Genomic DNA, 16,574 nt, shown 5'->3' on the forward strand with positions numbered 1-16,574 from the left:
ATGGTGGAAGGCGACGTCCGGAGTCGCACCAAACAGAAATTCCATGTTCCGTCGAGCCAACCGGTAACACCAATATCCTGAAAATCCGTCGTTGACTTTATCGGGCATGGCATCGGAGAATTCCCGTCGACCGGCACAGGAGGCGGCATGCCGCCACGTTTTCTTCATGGAATTCGGAGTTTCGCCGCAGGGTTGTTCTTCGCTCTGGCGGTGGGTGGTTCTCCGCCCGCCAGGGCGGCGGAAACGCAAGGCGACCGCCAAGTAGCGGTCCACAATTGGCCGGATTACATCGCTCCTGCGGTTCTTGAAAAATTCACTCGCGAAACAGGAATAAACGTCAGTTACAGCACATTTAGCGAGAACGATGAACTGGAGGCCAAGCTGTTGAGCGGGCGCACCGGTTTTGACGTTGTCTTTCCCTCGGCTACGCCGTTCTTCGCCCGGCAGGTCAAGGCCGGCCTCTTCCAGAAGCTCGATTTCTCCAAGATTCCAAATGCCAAGGGATTGGACAGGGAAATCATGACGTCGCTCGAGAAATCTGATCCCGGCAACCGTTTCGCCGTTCCCTATATGATGTACGCATCGGGTTTCGGTTATAACGTCGATCTGGTCGGCAGGGCGATGCCGGACGCCCCCCGCGATTCCTGGGCCATGCTATTCGACCCCGTGGTGTTGGGCCAGTTCAAGGAATGCGGCGTCAGCATACGGGATACGCCGGTCGAGACATTGTCGGCCTTTCTCATATACAAGGGGGAAGATGCGGGCCGGCAGTCGATCACGTCCATGCGGACCGCCATGCAATCCTTGAAGTCCTTGCGGCCATTCTACCAGATAGGAGCACAGACCTACATCGACGATCTCGCCCAAGGTTCGATCTGTGTCGCGCATGGATATGTCGGCGATTTGGTGCAGGCGCGGGAAAAGGGCCGGAAAAACACGCCCCCCCAAGACATCGTCGTCGTCATTCCCAGGGAAGGGGGGCTTTTCGGCATCGACGTGATGGCCGTTCCCGCCGATGCCCCGCATCCGGATGCCGCGCATGCCTTCGTGAATTTCATCCTCCGGCCCGATATCATTGCCGAAATCAGCAACGAAACCGGATACGCCAACGCCGTTCCGGCATCGCGGGAAAGACTAAATCCCGCCATCGCCAATGACCCGGCGATCTACGTGCCTGCGCACGTCAAGGCCAAGTTGACCGTTCCACCGCTGGCGGGCAACCGCGAATATGAACGGACACAGGCCAGAGAATGGGCGCGGTTCCGTATGGGAAGGAACTAGCGGCTTGTGACGAGATCGAATCGCGGGGCGCTCCGATGTCGGATGCGTCGCGTTCCGGAAAGAGTATGATCCCGCCGCGGCGGAACCGACGGAGAAGACAGCATGGCGAACGACGGCAACGAAACGACGACTGTCCTGGTCGCGGGCGCGACGGGAACGGCGGTGGCGATGGCTCTGTCGGAGGGCTGCTTCGACATGCGGGACAGCATTGCCGGGGCGTTGCTGCTGTTGCTCCTGATCTCGCAGTGGAAATCGGCGCCGCGGGGATTGGGCATCCAGGCGCTCTACAGCTTGGCCATGGCGACGGCCTTAGTCCTGACCCTCGGCATAACGGCCGATATCTGGCAGTTCGCCGGACAATGCGGCGGCCCCAACCGGTCGCGCGACATGACCTTGTTGATCCTGACAGTCGACTTTTTCCTGCTGTTCGCCCTGCTGCGCTGGTTCACGGGCCGGTTGCTCAAATCCTGACGAAACCGCTTGTCTTGCCGGTCCGCGCGCACTATACGTAGGCCCAAGGAACTTCGCCTCTTCCGGCGAACCGGTCGGCCATCCAGCCGGCCGAGGCCGAAACCGATAAGGTGGGCCAATGGCCCGCCTTTTGTTTTTCGGGGTCGACACCGGAAGACGAAGCGTGCGACGCCGAGATAGTGCAGGACGAACATGGATAGCCCTTTGGAGGGCCGCATCGGGGAATTGGTCGGCCCCACCGTCGAAGACTTGGGCTTCACGGTGGTGCGAATCCAGACCTCGGGGCAGCGGCGGGTGGTGCTGCAGATCATGATCGAGCACCCCGACGGCCAGCCGCCCACCGTGGACGACTGCGCCCGGGTAAGCCGCGCGGTGTCGGCCATCCTCGATGTCGAGGACCCGATCCGCGATGCCTATACCCTGGAGGTAAGTTCGCCGGGTATCGACCGGCCACTCACCCGCCCCGGCGATTTCGAACGCTTCGTCGGCCAGGAGGCGAAGGTGGAACTTGTCCGTCCGCTGGACGGACGGCGGCGTTTTCGCGGCCGGCTGCTGGGTTTGACCGGCGACGGGCTACGGATGCTGGCGGAAGGAGCCGAAGTGGTCCTGCCGCTCGCCGACATCCAGCGGGCCAAGCTGGTGCTGACAGATGAGCTTCTGGCCATGCACCGGGAGAAGCAGGAAACCGAAGGACAGAACGATCATGGCAACTGACGCCGTTCACGCCCGCCCCGAGCTTTTGCAGGTCGCCGAGCAGGTCGCCCGCGACAAGAGCATCGAGCCCCACGAGGTTCTGGAGGCCATGGAACAGGCCATCCAGAAGGCTGGCCGCAACAAATACGGCCACGAGAACGACATCCGCGCCCACATCGACCGCAAGACCGGCGAAATCTCGCTGGCCCGCTACACTGAAGTGGTGGAGACGGTCGAGAACGAGGCGGCCCAACTCACGCTGGAAGAGGCCCAGCGCCTCAAGCCGGACGTCCAGGTCGGCGAATTCCTGATCGATCCGTTGCCGCCCATCGACTTCGGCCGCATCGCCGCCCAGACCGCCAAGCAGGTGATCGTGCAGAAGGTCCGGGAAGTCGAGCGCAAGCGCCAGTACGACGAGTTCAAGGATCGCGTCGGCGAGGTGGTCAACGGCCTGGTCAAGCGCATCGAGTTCGGCAACGTCATCATCGACCTCGGCCGTGGCGAGGCCCTGCTGCGCCGCGACGAGACCATCCCCCGCGAGCACTTCAACCCCGGCGACCGGGTGCGCGCCCTGATCCTCGACGTGCGCCAAGAGACCCGCGGGCCGCAGATCTTCATGTCGCGCACCCATCCCGATTTCATGGCCAAGCTGTTCGTCCAGGAAGTGCCAGAAATCTACGACGGCATCATCGAGATCATGGCGGTGGCCCGCGATCCGGGCTCGCGCGCCAAGATGGCCGTCATGTCCCACGATTCCAGCATCGATCCCGTCGGCCCCTGCATCGGCATGCGCGGCTCGCGCGTCCAGGCCGTGGTAGGCGAACTGCAGGGCGAGAAAATCGACATCATCCAGTGGTCGCCCGATCCGGCCACCTTCATCGTCAACGCATTGGCACCGGCCGAAGTCGCCAAGGTGGTTCTGGACGAGGAGACCCACCGCATCGAAGTGGTGGTCCCCGACGACCAGCTGAGCTTGGCCATCGGCCGCCGCGGCCAGAACGTGCGCCTGGCCTCGCAACTTTCCACCTGGGACATCGACATCCTCACCGAAGCCGAGGAAAGCACCAAACGGCAGGAGGAATTCCGCAACCGCTCGCAGATGTTCATCGATGCCCTCGACGTGGACGACGTGATCGCCCACCTGCTGGTCACCGAAGGCTTCTCCTCGGTCGAGGAAGTGGCCCTGGTGCCCATCGAGGAACTGGCCGGCATCGAAGGATTCGACGAGGACATCGGCGGCGAACTGCAGAACCGCGCCCGCAACTTCCTGGCCCGCCGCGACGAGGAATACACGTCGCGGCGCAAGGAACTGGGTGTGGCCGACGATCTCGCCGAAATCGACGGCCTGACCCCCAGCATCCTGGTGGCCCTGGGCGAGAAGGGTGTGAAGACCCGCGACGACCTGGCCGACCTGGCCGGCGACGAACTGCTGGAATTCTCTCCCCCGGGTTCGCTTACCGAGGACAAGGCCAACGCCATCATCATGGCCGCCCGCGCCCACTGGTTCGCGGAAGAGGAGGAGGAGGGCAAGGCCTGAAGCCCGTGATGGACGAGGAACCGACCGGCAAGAGCCCGTTCCGGCGCTGCATCGCCACCCGGACGGTCCGGCCCAAGGCCGAACTGGTTCGGTTCGTCGTCGACCCCGGCGGCGCGATCGTTCCGGATGTGGACGAACGACTGCCCGGTCGCGGTTTGTGGTGTAGCGCGACGCGCGATATGATAGATACGGCTTGTAAGAAGGGCCTGTTCGCCAAGGCCGCGCAGGCGAGCGTCAAGATTCCGCCCGGACTTTCCGACCAGGTGGAGGACTTGTTGCTCGGACGCTGCGAAAACCTTCTGGGCTTGGCCCGTCGGGCCGGCCAACTGGTGGCCGGGTTCGACAAGGTCCGGGAAGCCCTGGGCAAGGGCGAGGCCGGCTTGCTGGTCGAGGCCGCCGATGGGGCGGCAGACGGCCGGGCCAAGCTGGAATCCGCGGCACGGGGATTGCCGCGGATCGAGGTGCTGCGAGCGGCCGAACTGGGCCGCGCGTTAGGGCGGGAGTATATCGTCCATGTGGCGGTCGCTCCTGGACGTCTGGCCGAAAGCCTGCTCCGCGAAGCAGGCCGCCTGGCTGGAATTCGCAAGGAAATTCAAGGCGCCAACGCGCCATTTGTCGACGGGTAAGCGATGACCGATATGATGGATCAAGACAAGAAGCCTCTCACCTTGGGCAAGTCCGGCAAGCTCGAGCTGAAGAAGACGGTCGAGTCCGGCTCGGTCAAGCAGAGCTTCTCGCATGGCCGCTCGAAGATGGTGCAGGTCGAGGTACGCAAGAAGCGGACCTTCGCCCAGGACGCCAGCGGACATATGGCCGAGGTCAAGGTGGTCCCCGAATTGACCATGGAAGCCCCGCCGCCGCCGCCCGAGGCCCCCGAGGTCATCGAGCCCCACCTCACCTCCCACGAGAAGGCGGCCCGCATGCGGGCGCTGAAGTTGGCCGAGGAGGAAGAGACTCGCCGCCGCCTCGCCGAGGAGGAAGAGCGCCGCCGCCGCGCCGAGGCCGGACTGCCCTCCCTTGAGGAAGAACGCCAAGCGCGTGAAGAGGAAGATCGCCGCAAGTCCGTCGAGGAAGAGGAAGTCCGTCGCCAGTCCGAGGACGAGACCCGGCGCCGCAACGTCGAGGAAGAAGACAAGCGCCGCAAGCCGGACGACGCCCCGGCCCCGCGCGAGGACGGCAAGGCCCCGGCCGCCGCTCCCGCCGCCAAGCCCCACGTCCGCCCGGCCGATGCCGAGGAGGAAGACGACAGTCGCGGTCCCAGGCGCAGCCCCGGCAGCGCCGCCCGTCCCGAGCACCGTCGCGCCCCCGTGGTACGGCGCATCGACGACGAGGCCCGCCGCAGTTCGGGACGTCTGAGCATCCAGAACGTTTCGGAGGATGGAGAGGCCGGCGAACGCCAACGTTCCCTGGCTTCGGTTCGCCGAGCCCGCGAGAAGGAAAAAAAGAAGGCGGGCAAACAGCAAATCGAAACGGTGAAGATCGTGCGCGAAGTCGTCCTGCCCGAGGTCATCACCGTCCAGGAGTTGGCCAGCCGCATGGCCGAACGCGGTGCCGCGGTCATCAAGATCCTGATGAAGATGGGCGTCATGGCCACCATCAATCAGGTCATCGACGCCGACACCGCCGAACTGGTAGCTGGCGAATTCGGCCATACCGTGCGCCGGGTCAGCGAGTCGGACGTGGAAATCGGCCTGGAAGGCGGCACCGATCACGACGAGACCCTGATGTCCCGCCCGCCCGTGGTCACCGTCATGGGCCACGTCGACCACGGCAAGACATCGCTGCTGGACGCCCTCCGCGCGACGGATGTGGTGTCGGGCGAAGCCGGTGGCATCACCCAACATATCGGCGCCTACCAAGTTGCCCTGGCGAACGGCGCGAAGATCACGTTCGTCGACACGCCGGGCCACGCGGCCTTCACCGAGATGCGCGCCCGCGGCGCCAAGGTGACCGACATCGTGGTCCTGGTGGTGGCGGCCGACGATGGCGTCATGCCGCAGACCATCGAGGCCATCCACCACGCCAAGGCCGCCGGGGTGCCGATCATCGTCGCCATCAACAAGATGGACAAGCCGGACGCCAATCCCCAGCGGGTCCGCACCGAACTGCTCAGCCACGAGATCGTGGTCGAGGACATGGGCGGCGACACCCAGTCCATCGAGGTTTCCGCCAAGGCGCGGTTGAACCTGGACAAGCTGGAGGAAGCCATCCTGCTGCAGGCCGAGGTTCTGGACCTCAAAGCCAATCCCAACCGCCTGGCCCAGGGCGTCATCGTCGAGGCCAAGATGGAACGGGGCCGCGGCTCGGTCGCCACGGTTCTGGTGCAGAAGGGAACGCTACGCGTCGGCGACGTGTTCGTCGCCGGCTCCGAATGGGGCCGCGTGCGCGCCCTCTCGGACTCGCGCGGCGAGAAGGTGGATGAAGCCCAGCCCGGCATGCCGGTCGAGATCCTGGGCCTCAACGGGACGCCCGCCGCCGGCGACGACTTCATCGTCGCCGAGAACGAGAACAAGGCCCGCGAGGTCGCCGAGTTCCGCCAGCGCAAGGCTCGCGAAGCCCGCGCCGCGGCAGGCGCGCGCGGCTCGCTCGAGCAGATGCTGTCGCGTATCCAGGACGGCCAGGCCAAGGTCCTGCCGGTGGTCGTCAAGGGCGATGTGCATGGCTCGGTTGAAGCCATCTGCGGCGCCATCGAGCAGTTGGCCACCGAAGAGGTCAAGGTCCAGGTGCTGCATTCCGGCGTCGGCGGCATCAACGAGTCCGACGTCACCCTGGCGCGGGCCTCCCAGGCCCTGATCATCGGCTTCAACGTGCGCGCCAACCCCCAGGCCCGCGAGATGGCGAACCGGGACGGCGTGGACATCCGTTACTACTCGATCATCTACAACCTGACCGACGACCTGAGAAAGGCCCTGTCGGGTATGCTGGCGCCGTCGTTGCGCGAGAACTTCCTGGGCTACGCCGAAATCCGCGAGGTGTTCAACATCTCCAAGGTCGGCAAGGTGGCGGGTTGCATGGTCACCCAGGGCGTGGTCAAGCGAGGCGCCAAGGTCCGCCTGCTGCGTGACAACGTGGTCATCCACGAAGGCGCCCTGTCGCAGCTCAAGCGCTTCAAGGACGACGCCCGCGAGGTCAAGGAAGGCTACGACTGCGGCATGGCCCTGGCCAACTATCACGACATCCAGGTTGGCGATGTCATCGAATGCTTCGAGGTCGAGGAGGTGGCGCGCGAGCTTTAGGCTCGCCCGCCCCTTCCGGAGTCGACACCATGTCCAGCCAGCGGCAACTGCGAGTAGGCGAGGAATTGCGCCACGCTCTCGCCTGGATTCTGGAGCGCGGGGAAGTCCGCGACCCGGGCCTGCACGGCAAACCGGTCACCGTGACCGAGGTTGCGATCAGCCCGGACCTGCGCAACGCCACGGCATTCGTCATGTCCCTGGGCGGGGAAGACCTGGAGGACGTCGTCGCGGCGCTCAACCGGGCCAGCCCCTTCCTGCGCCGCCGTTTGGCCGCCGAGGTCAAGCTGCGCTTCGCTCCCCACCTGAGTTTCAAGGCCGACGCGACCTTCGACGAGGCCGGCCGCATCGACCGCCTACTCAAGGACCCGGCGGTCGCCCGCGATCTGGCGTCGCGCGACGACGAGGACGATCATGGGACGTAAGCGGCGGGGCCGGGCGATCAACGGCTGGCTGGTGGTCGACAAGCCGGTGGGCGTCACGTCGAACGACGTGGTAGTCAAGGCGCGTCGCCTGTTCGACGCCGCCAAGGTCGGCCACGGCGGCACCCTGGACCCTCTGGCCACCGGGCTACTGCCCCTGGCTTTCGGCGAGGCGACGAAGACTGTGTCCTTCGTGATGGACGGGGCCAAGACCTACCGCTTCACCGTCCGTTGGGGCGAGGCCCGCGATACCGAGGATGCAGAGGGCAAGGTAACCGCCACCAGCGATGTCCGCCCGACCCGCGAGGCCATCGAAGCCATTCTTCCCACATTCGTCGGCGAAATCGAGCAGGTTCCCCCCGCCTTCTCGGCCATCAAGGTGGATGGGAAACGAGCCTACGACTTGGCGCGCGCCGACCAGCCGGTGGAACTGGAACCGCGTATCGTGCGCATCGATCGCCTGGCGCTGATCGCCCAGCACGATACCGACCATGCGGAATTCGAAGTCCATTCCGGCAAGGGCGCCTACATGCGCAGTCTGGCCCGTGATTTGGCCTTGGCCCTGGGAACGGTGGGCTATGTGGCGGCGCTGCGGCGGATCAAGGTCGGCCCCTTCGCGGAAGGCGTCGCGATTTCCCTGGATAAGTTACTTGAGCTGGGGCATATTGCGCCCCCTCTTGACCTATTGCTTCCGGTCGAGACCGCGCTGGCCGACATCCCGGCGCTGGCCCTGACGGAAGCGGAGGCTCGGCGTCTCCACCACGGCCAGCCCCTTCCGGCGCTGCCCGTGCTGGCCAGACTCTCCGGCAGAAAAGTGGTGCAGGGCGATATTCTCCGTGCCATGTCCGGGGATCGCCTGGTCGCCATCGCCTCCATCAAGGGTGGGGAAATCCGTCCCCTGCGTGTGTTGAACCTCGAGATCATGGAGTAGACGATGTCGATTACTGCCGAACGCAAGACCCAAGTCATCAAGGATTTCGCCGCCAAGGAAGGCGACACCGGCTCGCCGGAAGTGCAGATCGCGATCCTGTCGGAGCGCATCTCGAACCTGACCGAGCACCTCAAGACCCACAAGAAGGATTTCCATTCCCGTCGCGGCCTGCTGATGATGGTCGGCCAGCGGCGTCGTCTCCTCGACTACCTCCGCGACAAGGAGGTCAAGCGTTACGAGGGGATCGTCCAGCGGCTCGGCTTGCGCCGCTAGTTTTCTCTGGTCAGGGATGCCGAAGGGGCATCCAGCGGGACGGCGCGCGGCGGGGCACGAAGCCCCGGAAGCCGCCTTATCCGTTGTCCCGTGCAGGTAGGAAGGTAAAAGAGACATGTTCAAGGAATTCAGGAAAGAGATCGACTGGGGCGGTCGCAAGCTGGTCTTCGAGACCGGCAAGATCGCCCGCCAGGCCGATGGCGCCGTCATGGTGACCTACGGCGAGACCAAGGTCCTTTGCACCGTGGTCGGCGACAAGGCTCCTCGGCCGGGCATCGATTTCTTCCCCCTATCGGTCAATTACCAGGAAAAGAGCTTCGCCGCGGGAAAGATCCCCGGCGGCTTCTTCAAGCGCGAGGGCCGGCCGTCCGAGCGTGAAATCCTGGCCTCGCGTCTGATCGACCGGCCGATCCGCCCCCTGTTCGCCGACGGTTTCGCCTGCGAGACCCAGGTGATCTGCACCGTGCTCAGCCATGACATGGAAAACGATCCCGACATCGCCGCCATGGTCGGCACCTCGGCAGCCCTGACCATTTCCGGCCTGCCCTTCCTTGGGCCCATCGGCGCGGCCCGTGTCGGCTACATCGACGGCCAGTATGTCCTCAATCCGCAGATCGACGAACTGAACCTGTCGGCCCTGGATCTGGTGGTCGCCGGTACCCGCGAAGGCGTTCTGATGGTGGAATCGGAAGCCAAGGAGCTGTCCGAGGATGTCATGCTGGGCGCCGTGATGTTCGGCCACCGCTCCTTCCAGCCGGTGATCGACGCCATCATCGATCTGGCCGAGCTTTGCGCCAAGGAGCCCCGCCCGCTGCCCGAGTCCCCGGCCGGTTACGATGCCCTCGCGGCCAAGGTGCGCGAACTGGCGGAGGCGGGCCTGCGCGCCGCCTACAAGGAGACCGTCAAGCTGGCCCGCCAGGACAAGGTGGCGGCCGTCAAGCAGAAGGTCACCGCCGACCTGAACGCGTCCGGAGCCTTCGATGCGGCCCTGGTCGCCGACAATCTCGGCGGCATCCTCAAGGATCTGGAGTCCGACGTGGTGCGTCGGTCGGTCCTGGAGACCGGCTACCGTATCGACGGCCGCGACACCAAGACGATCCGTCCGATCGCCGTGGAAGTCGGCGTCCTGCCGCGCGCCCATGGCAGCGCACTCTTCACCCGCGGCGAAACCCAGGCCCTGGTCACCTCCACGCTGGGTACCGGGCAGGACGAGCAGATCATCGACGCCCTGGCTGGCGAGTACCGCGAAAACTTCATGCTGCATTACAACTTCCCCCCGTACTCGGTCGGCGAGACCGGGCGCATCGGCTTCACCGGCCGGCGCGAGGTGGGCCACGGCAAGTTGGCTTGGCGCGCCATCCACCCGGTCCTGCCGAAGAAGGAAGATTTCCCCTACACCATGCGCACGGTGTCCGAGATCACCGAGTCCAACGGATCGTCCTCCATGGCGACCGTTTGCGGTACCTCTCTGGCACTGATGGACGCCGGCGTGCCGCTGGTCCGTCCGGTGGCGGGCATTGCCATGGGCCTGCTCAAGGAGGATGACGGCTTCGCCGTGCTGTCCGACATTATCGGCGACGAGGACCACCTGGGCGACATGGACTTCAAGGTGGCGGGTTCCGATAAGGGCATCACCTCGTTGCAGATGGACATCAAGATTACCTCGATCACCGAGGAAATCATGAAGATCGCGCTCGCCCAGGCCAAGGACGGGCGCATGCACATCCTGGGTGAAATGGCCAAGGCCATCACCTCGGGCCGCAAGGAAGTGAGCAAGAACGCCCCGCGCATCACCACCCTGCACATCAACAAGGACAAGATCCGCGAAGTGATCGGACCGGGCGGCAAGGTGATCCGCGAAATCTGCGAGGTCACCGGAGCCAAGATCGATATCGAGGACGACGGCACCATCAAGGTGGCGGCGGTCGACCAGAGCGCCGCCGACGCGGCCATCGAGTGGATCCGCAACATCGTGGCCGAACCCGAGATCGGCGTGATCTACAAGGGCAAGGTGGTCAAGGTCGTCGACTTCGGTGCCTTCGTGAACTTCATGGGCTCGCGCGACGGCCTGGTTCACATCAGCGAACTGGCCGCCGACCGGGTCGGCAAGGTGACCGATGTGGTCAACGAGGGCGATCAGGTCAAGGTCAAGCTGATCGGCATCGACGACCGCGGCAAGATCAAGCTCAGCATGCGCTGCGTGGACCAGGAGACCGGGGAAGACATCTCCGACAAGGTCCAGAAGCGCCGCAAGGACCACGACGACTGATTTGAAAAATGGGGGGCGCGAGTCGTCTTTCGGCTCGCGCCTCCATATATATCCGAATGGAAGGCCGCCTCGGGGGCGGCCGGCGTGGAGAATGGGCGTGAAGCCGGTAAAGCCGATCCTGATCTCGGGGAGCGAGGTCTGGCCCATCGTCGAAGGGGGCAAGGGCGTCGCCGTTTCCAACGGGCGCAGTGCCGGCGCTTTCGCCGCCGCCGGCTGCGTCGGCACCTTTTCGGCGGTCAACGCCGATTCCTACGACGAAGACGGCAACGTCATCCCCCAGACCTATTCGGGCAAGACCCGCCGCGACCGCTTCGAGGAGCTGATCGCCTACGCCGTCCGGGGCGGCATCGCCCAGGCCCGCATCGCCCACGACGTCTCGCAAGGCCGGGGGCGTCTGCATCTCAACGTGCTTTGGGAAGCCGGCGGTACCGAACGGGTGCTGGAGGGAGTCCTTGAAGGCGCCAAGGGCTTGGTGCACGGGGTCACCTGTGGCGCCGGCATGCCCTACCGGGTATCCGAGATCGTCAGCCGGTATGGCGTCTATTACTACCCCATCGTTTCCTCCGCCCGCGCCTTGAAGGCGCTTTGGAAGCGGTCCTACCACAAGCACCGGGAATTCTTGGGCGGCGTGGTCTACGAAGACCCCTGGTTGGCGGGCGGACATAACGGCCTGTCGAATTCCGAGGACCCGCGCAGGCCGGAGCCGCCCTTCGCACGGGTGGTCGAACTGCGCGCCACCATGCGCGAATTCGGGCTGGACGCCATTCCCATCTTCATGGCCGGCGGTGTCTGGAGCCTGAAGGAGTGGGAGGACTGGATCGACAATCCCGACCTGGGGCCCGTCGCCTTCCAATTCGGTACTCGCCCCCTGTTGACCCGGGAAAGCCCCATCTGCGAGGCCTGGAAGCGGGTCCTGCTCAACCTGAAGCCGGGTGACGTGTCGCTGAACCGCTTTAGTCCCACCGGCTTCTATTCGTCGGCGGTGCGCAACGCCTTCCTGCGCGAGCTGGAGGAACGCAATGCCCGTCAGGTGCCCTACGCCCGCGAACCGGAAGGCGTGCTCACCGAAGCCCTGCCCATCGGGGCCCGTGGCCGTCAAGTCTTCCTGGAACCGCAGGACGTCGATCGGGCCAAGTCGTGGATGGCGGCCGGCTTCACGGATGCCATGCGGACTCCGGATTCCACTTTGATCTTCGTTGCCCCGGACAAGGCGACACGCATCCTGAAGGCGCAGCAGGACTGCATGGGTTGCTTGTCGGCCTGCCGGTTCAGCAACTGGTCGCAGTCGGAAGATGGCTCGACCGGCAAGCCCGCCGATCCCCGCAGCTTCTGCATCCAGAAGACCCTGCAGAGCATCGCCCACGGGGGCGACATCGACAACAACCTGATGTTCTCGGGCCACAACGCCTACCGCTTCGCCACCGACCCTCTGTACCGGGACGGTTTCATCCCGACCGTCCAGCAGTTGGTCGAACGCATCCTGGCGGGCGAATAGCTACAACGTCACGTCGTTGGAATCGATCTGGCCGGCCAGGCGGGCGCGGATGTGCGACCATGACACGCCAACGGCCAGCAGACTGCCGACCAGCCCCAGGATGATCGTCACCCAGGTCCAAAACCCGATGCTGAGCAGGTAGCCGTGGTCCATCAGGGCCCAGACGACGGTGGCGAACAGGGCGGCGGTGGTCAGCATCCCGGTCACCCCGATGGCGCGCAAGGTAGCGAAAACGAAGGTGAGATGCGCAATCGCCAGGGTCAGGCCGACCAGGGCTTTGAGCGACCACCGGCCATCGTCGGGATCGACCAGCCAGTGGTAGTAGGAATTGCCGCTCGGATTGTAGGTGGCGAAGACGAGGAACAGCGCGGCCGCCCACCGGATCACCAGATTGGGGTAGCTGAACAGCGGGGGGGATGCCACGGCGCGTTCTCGTTCCTTCAGCGGGTGAACATCTCTTTCTCGATTTCCGGCTGGTGTTCACAGGACAACTGGGTCACCTGCGCGTAGACCGATCTATAGCGGGAATAGGAATCGACGGCCAGGGTGTTGATGAACTGCATGCGTTCGCGAACGTCGAAGTACTGGGACGCGGTGTCGAACACCCGGTAGGGGATCACATAGAGCCCGAGCACCAGGTACTGGCCGAACATGGTGGTCAGGCGGGCCGTGGTGTCGCGGGCCGTCGATGGCCCGAAGACCGGCATCACGAAATAGGGCCCCGAAGCGACGCCGTAGCTGCAGAAGGTCTCGTCGAGAGTGCGGACCTTGCGCGGATAGCCCAATTCAGCCGCACGATCGTAGATCCCCAGAATGCCGTAGGTGCTGTTGATGAGAAAGCGGGCCGTCGAAGCCCCGGCATCGTCGAAGTCGCCCTGCAACAGGGCGCTGCCGATGGTGATCGGTTCGCGCAGGTTGCTGAAGAAATTGGAGACGCCGATCTGGGTCGGCCGCGTGGTCTGGGCGTAATAGAAGTCGGCGACCGGCTCGAAAAGATTGTCGATCAAGCCCATGTTGAAGGCATGGATCTGCCGGTTCAGGGACTCCATCGGGTCTTCAAGGGCGCTGTATTCCTCGTCGGGCGGCAGACGGAACAGGCGGTCGTTGAATTCCCCCTCCTCCGCCACGGCGGTCGCCGGCAACTCTCCCAGGGCGCGCGCCCTTTCGATGGCAGGAACGCGCAGCCTGTCGCGAACGGCGGCCTTGATGCGGGTCCAGCCTTCCTCCGCCTGCCGCATCAGGTCGCCGGTATCGAAGCGTAAGGATTGGCTCTCCCGCGCCTTGGCCGAAACGGAAGCCGGTGCCGCCTCGATGGCGGCCTGCTCCAGTTCGGCGTTGAAGCGAGCACGCGAAAAAGACTTGACAGGCCGTTCGGAGTCGGCCGAACCATCCGCTGCCCCTGCCGGATCGGCGAAAAACACCGCCGCGAGCGCCACGAAGAGCGCCGCTCTCGTCATAAATACTGGAATTTCAGAGCCTTGCCTCATGAATAGCGGCATCCTCGTTCCGATCGGGTCGCGAGGATAGCGCATCGCCGGGTGTGGCGAAACTCCCGATTCGGCGAATTGCGATTGTCCTTGGAGCCGACTGGCCGGCTGGCTATTCTGGCCTGGCCCGCCGCCCTCCGGAACATCCCCGCCGCCATGGCCGCCACGCCCCCCTTCACCCTTCCCCAGTTTCTCCTGCGCTGGCTGTCCAGCGTCTTCGTGGTGTTCCTGACCTACAACCCCTTCCACTACTCGTTCTGGCATTGGGTGAGCGAGCCGGAAGGCGGTGACATCATGTTGAAGGCCGTGGTGAGCGTGGCCCTGTTCATCGTTTACGTATTCATGGTCTGGGTGGTCCTGGCCTCCCTGGGCATCTGGGGCGTGGGTGCCGGCGCTCTGATCGGCATCCTGGCAGCGGTCGAAATCCTCGACCTGCTTCCCGAGAGCTCGCGCAGTCGCATCGTGGTCGAGTTGATCGCCCTGCTTTGCGTGGCTACGTTTTTCGGCATCGGCCTCGCCTGGCCCCATATCGCCACCCGGCTCAGCGGACAGGTCCAGAAGCGGTACCTGGTCAAAATCAAGAAACCCTGGGCCTGACCGACCAGAGTCCGCTTGGCCGCGAACGACCGGAATGGCAATATGGGGCTCTGCTATGGTTAACGGGAGTGGAGCGCCATGCGCGGAGTTTTCTGGTCATTGAGCTTCGCCGGCTGGATTTCGGGCGCGGCCGCGGCCGGGGCAGCCGACATGGCCCCTTCCCATTACGCCATGTTCCGCGCCGATCTGCGCACCGCATCGGTCTCCGCCATCCCATCCCGGCCGGCGATCTTCCGCACCACCACCGAGGCCCCGGTCGCGGAAGACGGCGAACCGGCGCCCTACGGCCGGATCGTTCCGCGCCCGCCGATCTCCAGGCCCGGCGGCAGCTTAAGCGACGGGGAAAAGCAAAGCATCGGCTGCCTGGCGGCCGGTACGGCCGGCATGGGCATCGCCATGGCTGCCGACGGGACGAACGTCATCAACGTGATCGCCGGCGGACTGGTCTTTCCCGCCAACCAGGCGGTGCTCTACATCTCGCTGGTGGGGGTCGTCTTCGCTTCCTTCTGCGCCGTCGGCCAAGCCCTGACCCCTGCCGTCCTGATGGCTTACGACCGCTACTTCGAGACCGATTCTCCGATTTCCTTACCCGTCCGCAAGGTCTCGCCATTGCATTCCATCCTCAGGGTTTCCATCTCGAGTCCAGAACGCCCCGAGTTCGCGTTCGCGCCACGGACCGGCCGGTGAGATCGGCCTTCCGCGGGACGGAAATTCGTGTAGGATCTTGACGGGACGGGATATTTTCCGGACCTCGCCATCAACTGGGGGATCACATGAAGCGTTTTGCCAGGTGCTTGTGGGCCGTTCTCGCACTGGTGGCGAGCGATGAATTGGCCGCCGCCGGGCCGGCGGTCAAGGCGACGGAGACGCCGCCGCCGGTCGGGCCGCGGACCGAGATGGTAATCACGGGATCGACCTTGATGGCGCCCTTCAGCGAAGCGATGGCCGAACGGGTGGCAGCCAACGCCAGCCTGCCTCCCGCCCGCATCCTGAAGACCGGCACCACCGAAGGCATGCAAGCCTTCTGCAGCGGCGAGGGACTCGACACCCCGGATGTCGTGGCCGTTTCGCGCCGCATGCGGGTCTTCGAGTTCGAACGTTGCCAGAAGAACGGCGTCACCGACATCATCGAGATCCTGGTCGGCTATGAGGCGGTGGTGCTGGTGCAGCGCAAGGACGACAAGGACCTGCCTCTGACCATGGACGCGGTGTTCCACGCCCTGGCCCACGAACTGCCGCAGAACGACGAATTCGTGCCCAACACCCACAAGCTGTGGAGCGACGTCGATTCCAAGCTGCCCAAGACCGAGATCCGCGCCATCCTGCCGGTCCGCACCTTGGGCGCACGCAGCTTCTTCAATGATCGTGTCCTGCAGGGCGCCTGCCGCAACATCTCGGAACTCAAAGGAATCTTCGAGGCCGCCGAACGCGTCCGCCAATGCACCACGCTGCGGCGCGACGGCCGGGTCGTCGAAGTCGGCGTGCCCTTCCTGGATAACATGCGCGCCGCCCTGTCGAAGGCGCCCCCGGGCACCATCGCCACCATGTCGCTGCGCCATGCGACGGAACTGTCGGACATCGCCAAGATCGTGGCCTTCGAAGGGGTTATCCCCAGCCGCGAGACGGTGGCCAACCGCGAATACGAATTCGTCCGCCCCCTCTACTACTACGTCAAGAAGGCCCACGTGAAGGATTACACGGGCAAGGGCCTGGTCGGCGGCCTGCGCGAGTTGATTACCGAGATGACCCGGGACGCCACGGTCGGGACCAAAGGATACCTGATACCGCTGGGGGTGGTCCCGATGCCGGAGGACGAACGCATCGCCGTCCGCGACGCCAGCCTGCGCCTGGCCCGGTTCGAACGATGACCGCGCCGACAGCCCCA

Annotated in this window: 16 protein-coding genes; 14 read left to right on the top strand and 2 right to left on the bottom strand. The window is 64.8% G+C overall.

Going from position 1 to position 16,574, the window contains the following annotated elements:
* The first annotated feature begins 147 nt into the window (after positions 1-147).
* The 11 genes from H7841_02290 (at position 148) to H7841_02340 (ending at position 12,605) form a co-directional block, all read left to right on the top strand.
* A complete protein-coding gene (locus H7841_02290) occupies positions 148-1,281 on the top strand; it encodes an extracellular solute-binding protein (GenBank protein MEO5335712.1) in 1,134 nt (377 codons plus the stop codon).
* Between the two features lie 102 nt (positions 1,282-1,383).
* On the top strand, positions 1,384-1,752 hold the full coding sequence (locus tag H7841_02295; GenBank protein ID MEO5335713.1) for a hypothetical protein: 369 nt from the start codon (positions 1,384-1,386) through the stop codon (positions 1,750-1,752).
* Positions 1,753-1,944: 192 nt separating this feature from the next.
* Complete coding sequence (rimP, locus tag H7841_02300) at positions 1,945-2,466, top strand: ribosome maturation factor RimP (protein MEO5335714.1); 522 nt, start codon at positions 1,945-1,947, stop codon at positions 2,464-2,466.
* Positions 2,456-3,982, top strand: coding sequence for a transcription termination factor NusA (nusA, locus tag H7841_02305; GenBank protein MEO5335715.1), 1,527 nt, complete (start codon positions 2,456-2,458; stop codon positions 3,980-3,982). Before rimP ends, nusA begins: the two co-directional genes overlap by 11 nt.
* An 8-nt stretch (positions 3,983-3,990) precedes the next feature.
* Positions 3,991-4,608, top strand: coding sequence for an RNA-binding protein (locus H7841_02310; protein ID MEO5335716.1), 618 nt, complete (start codon positions 3,991-3,993; stop codon positions 4,606-4,608).
* 3 nt (positions 4,609-4,611) lie between these two features.
* Positions 4,612-7,218, top strand: a complete 2,607-nt coding sequence (gene infB / locus H7841_02315; GenBank protein ID MEO5335717.1) for a translation initiation factor IF-2 — start codon at positions 4,612-4,614, stop codon at positions 7,216-7,218.
* Between the two features lie 29 nt (positions 7,219-7,247).
* A complete protein-coding gene (gene rbfA, locus H7841_02320; protein ID MEO5335718.1) occupies positions 7,248-7,640 on the top strand; it encodes a 30S ribosome-binding factor RbfA in 393 nt (130 codons plus the stop codon).
* Positions 7,630-8,568, top strand: coding sequence for a tRNA pseudouridine(55) synthase TruB (gene truB, locus H7841_02325; GenBank protein ID MEO5335719.1), 939 nt, complete (start codon positions 7,630-7,632; stop codon positions 8,566-8,568). Before rbfA ends, truB begins: the two co-directional genes overlap by 11 nt.
* 3 nt (positions 8,569-8,571) lie before the next feature.
* On the top strand, positions 8,572-8,841 hold the full coding sequence (gene rpsO / locus H7841_02330) for a 30S ribosomal protein S15 (GenBank protein ID MEO5335720.1): 270 nt from the start codon (positions 8,572-8,574) through the stop codon (positions 8,839-8,841).
* A gap of 115 nt (positions 8,842-8,956) precedes the next feature.
* Entirely contained in the window at positions 8,957-11,110 is a 2,154-nt protein-coding gene (gene pnp, locus H7841_02335) for a polyribonucleotide nucleotidyltransferase (GenBank protein MEO5335721.1), read from the top strand.
* Between the two features lie 97 nt (positions 11,111-11,207).
* Positions 11,208-12,605 carry a nitronate monooxygenase gene (locus H7841_02340; protein MEO5335722.1) on the top strand — a complete coding sequence of 466 codons (1,398 nt, stop codon included), beginning with the start codon at positions 11,208-11,210 and terminating at the stop codon, positions 12,603-12,605.
* On the opposite strand, the gene H7841_02345 is transcribed toward H7841_02340, so the two are convergent.
* Positions 12,606-13,028 carry a DUF6524 family protein gene (locus tag H7841_02345; protein ID MEO5335723.1) on the bottom strand — a complete coding sequence of 141 codons (423 nt, stop codon included), beginning with the start codon at positions 13,026-13,028 and terminating at the stop codon, positions 12,606-12,608. It lies immediately after the preceding gene.
* Between the two features lie 17 nt (positions 13,029-13,045).
* Positions 13,046-14,062 carry a VacJ family lipoprotein gene (locus tag H7841_02350; protein ID MEO5335724.1) on the bottom strand — a complete coding sequence of 339 codons (1,017 nt, stop codon included), beginning with the start codon at positions 14,060-14,062 and terminating at the stop codon, positions 13,046-13,048.
* A 120-nt stretch (positions 14,063-14,182) separates the two neighbouring features.
* Here H7841_02350 and H7841_02355 point away from each other — a divergent pair, with 120 nt between their 5' ends.
* The 3 genes from H7841_02355 to H7841_02365 all read left to right on the top strand — a co-directional run bounded on the left by H7841_02355 (position 14,183) and on the right by H7841_02365 (position 16,557).
* Positions 14,183-14,689 carry a DUF6524 family protein gene (locus H7841_02355; GenBank protein ID MEO5335725.1) on the top strand — a complete coding sequence of 169 codons (507 nt, stop codon included), beginning with the start codon at positions 14,183-14,185 and terminating at the stop codon, positions 14,687-14,689.
* Between the two features lie 78 nt (positions 14,690-14,767).
* Positions 14,768-15,376, top strand: coding sequence for a hypothetical protein (locus H7841_02360; protein ID MEO5335726.1), 609 nt, complete (start codon positions 14,768-14,770; stop codon positions 15,374-15,376).
* Between the two features lie 86 nt (positions 15,377-15,462).
* The gene (locus H7841_02365; GenBank protein MEO5335727.1) at positions 15,463-16,557 is read left to right on the top strand and encodes a substrate-binding domain-containing protein; all 1,095 of its coding nucleotides are present in this window, start codon (positions 15,463-15,465) and stop codon (positions 16,555-16,557) included.
* The last annotated feature ends 17 nt before the right edge of the window (positions 16,558-16,574 follow it).

Origin of the sequence: Magnetospirillum sp. WYHS-4, assembly GCA_039908345.1 — a bacterium.
In the GTDB taxonomy this organism is placed as follows: Bacteria; Pseudomonadota; Alphaproteobacteria; order Rhodospirillales; family GLO-3; genus JAMOBD01.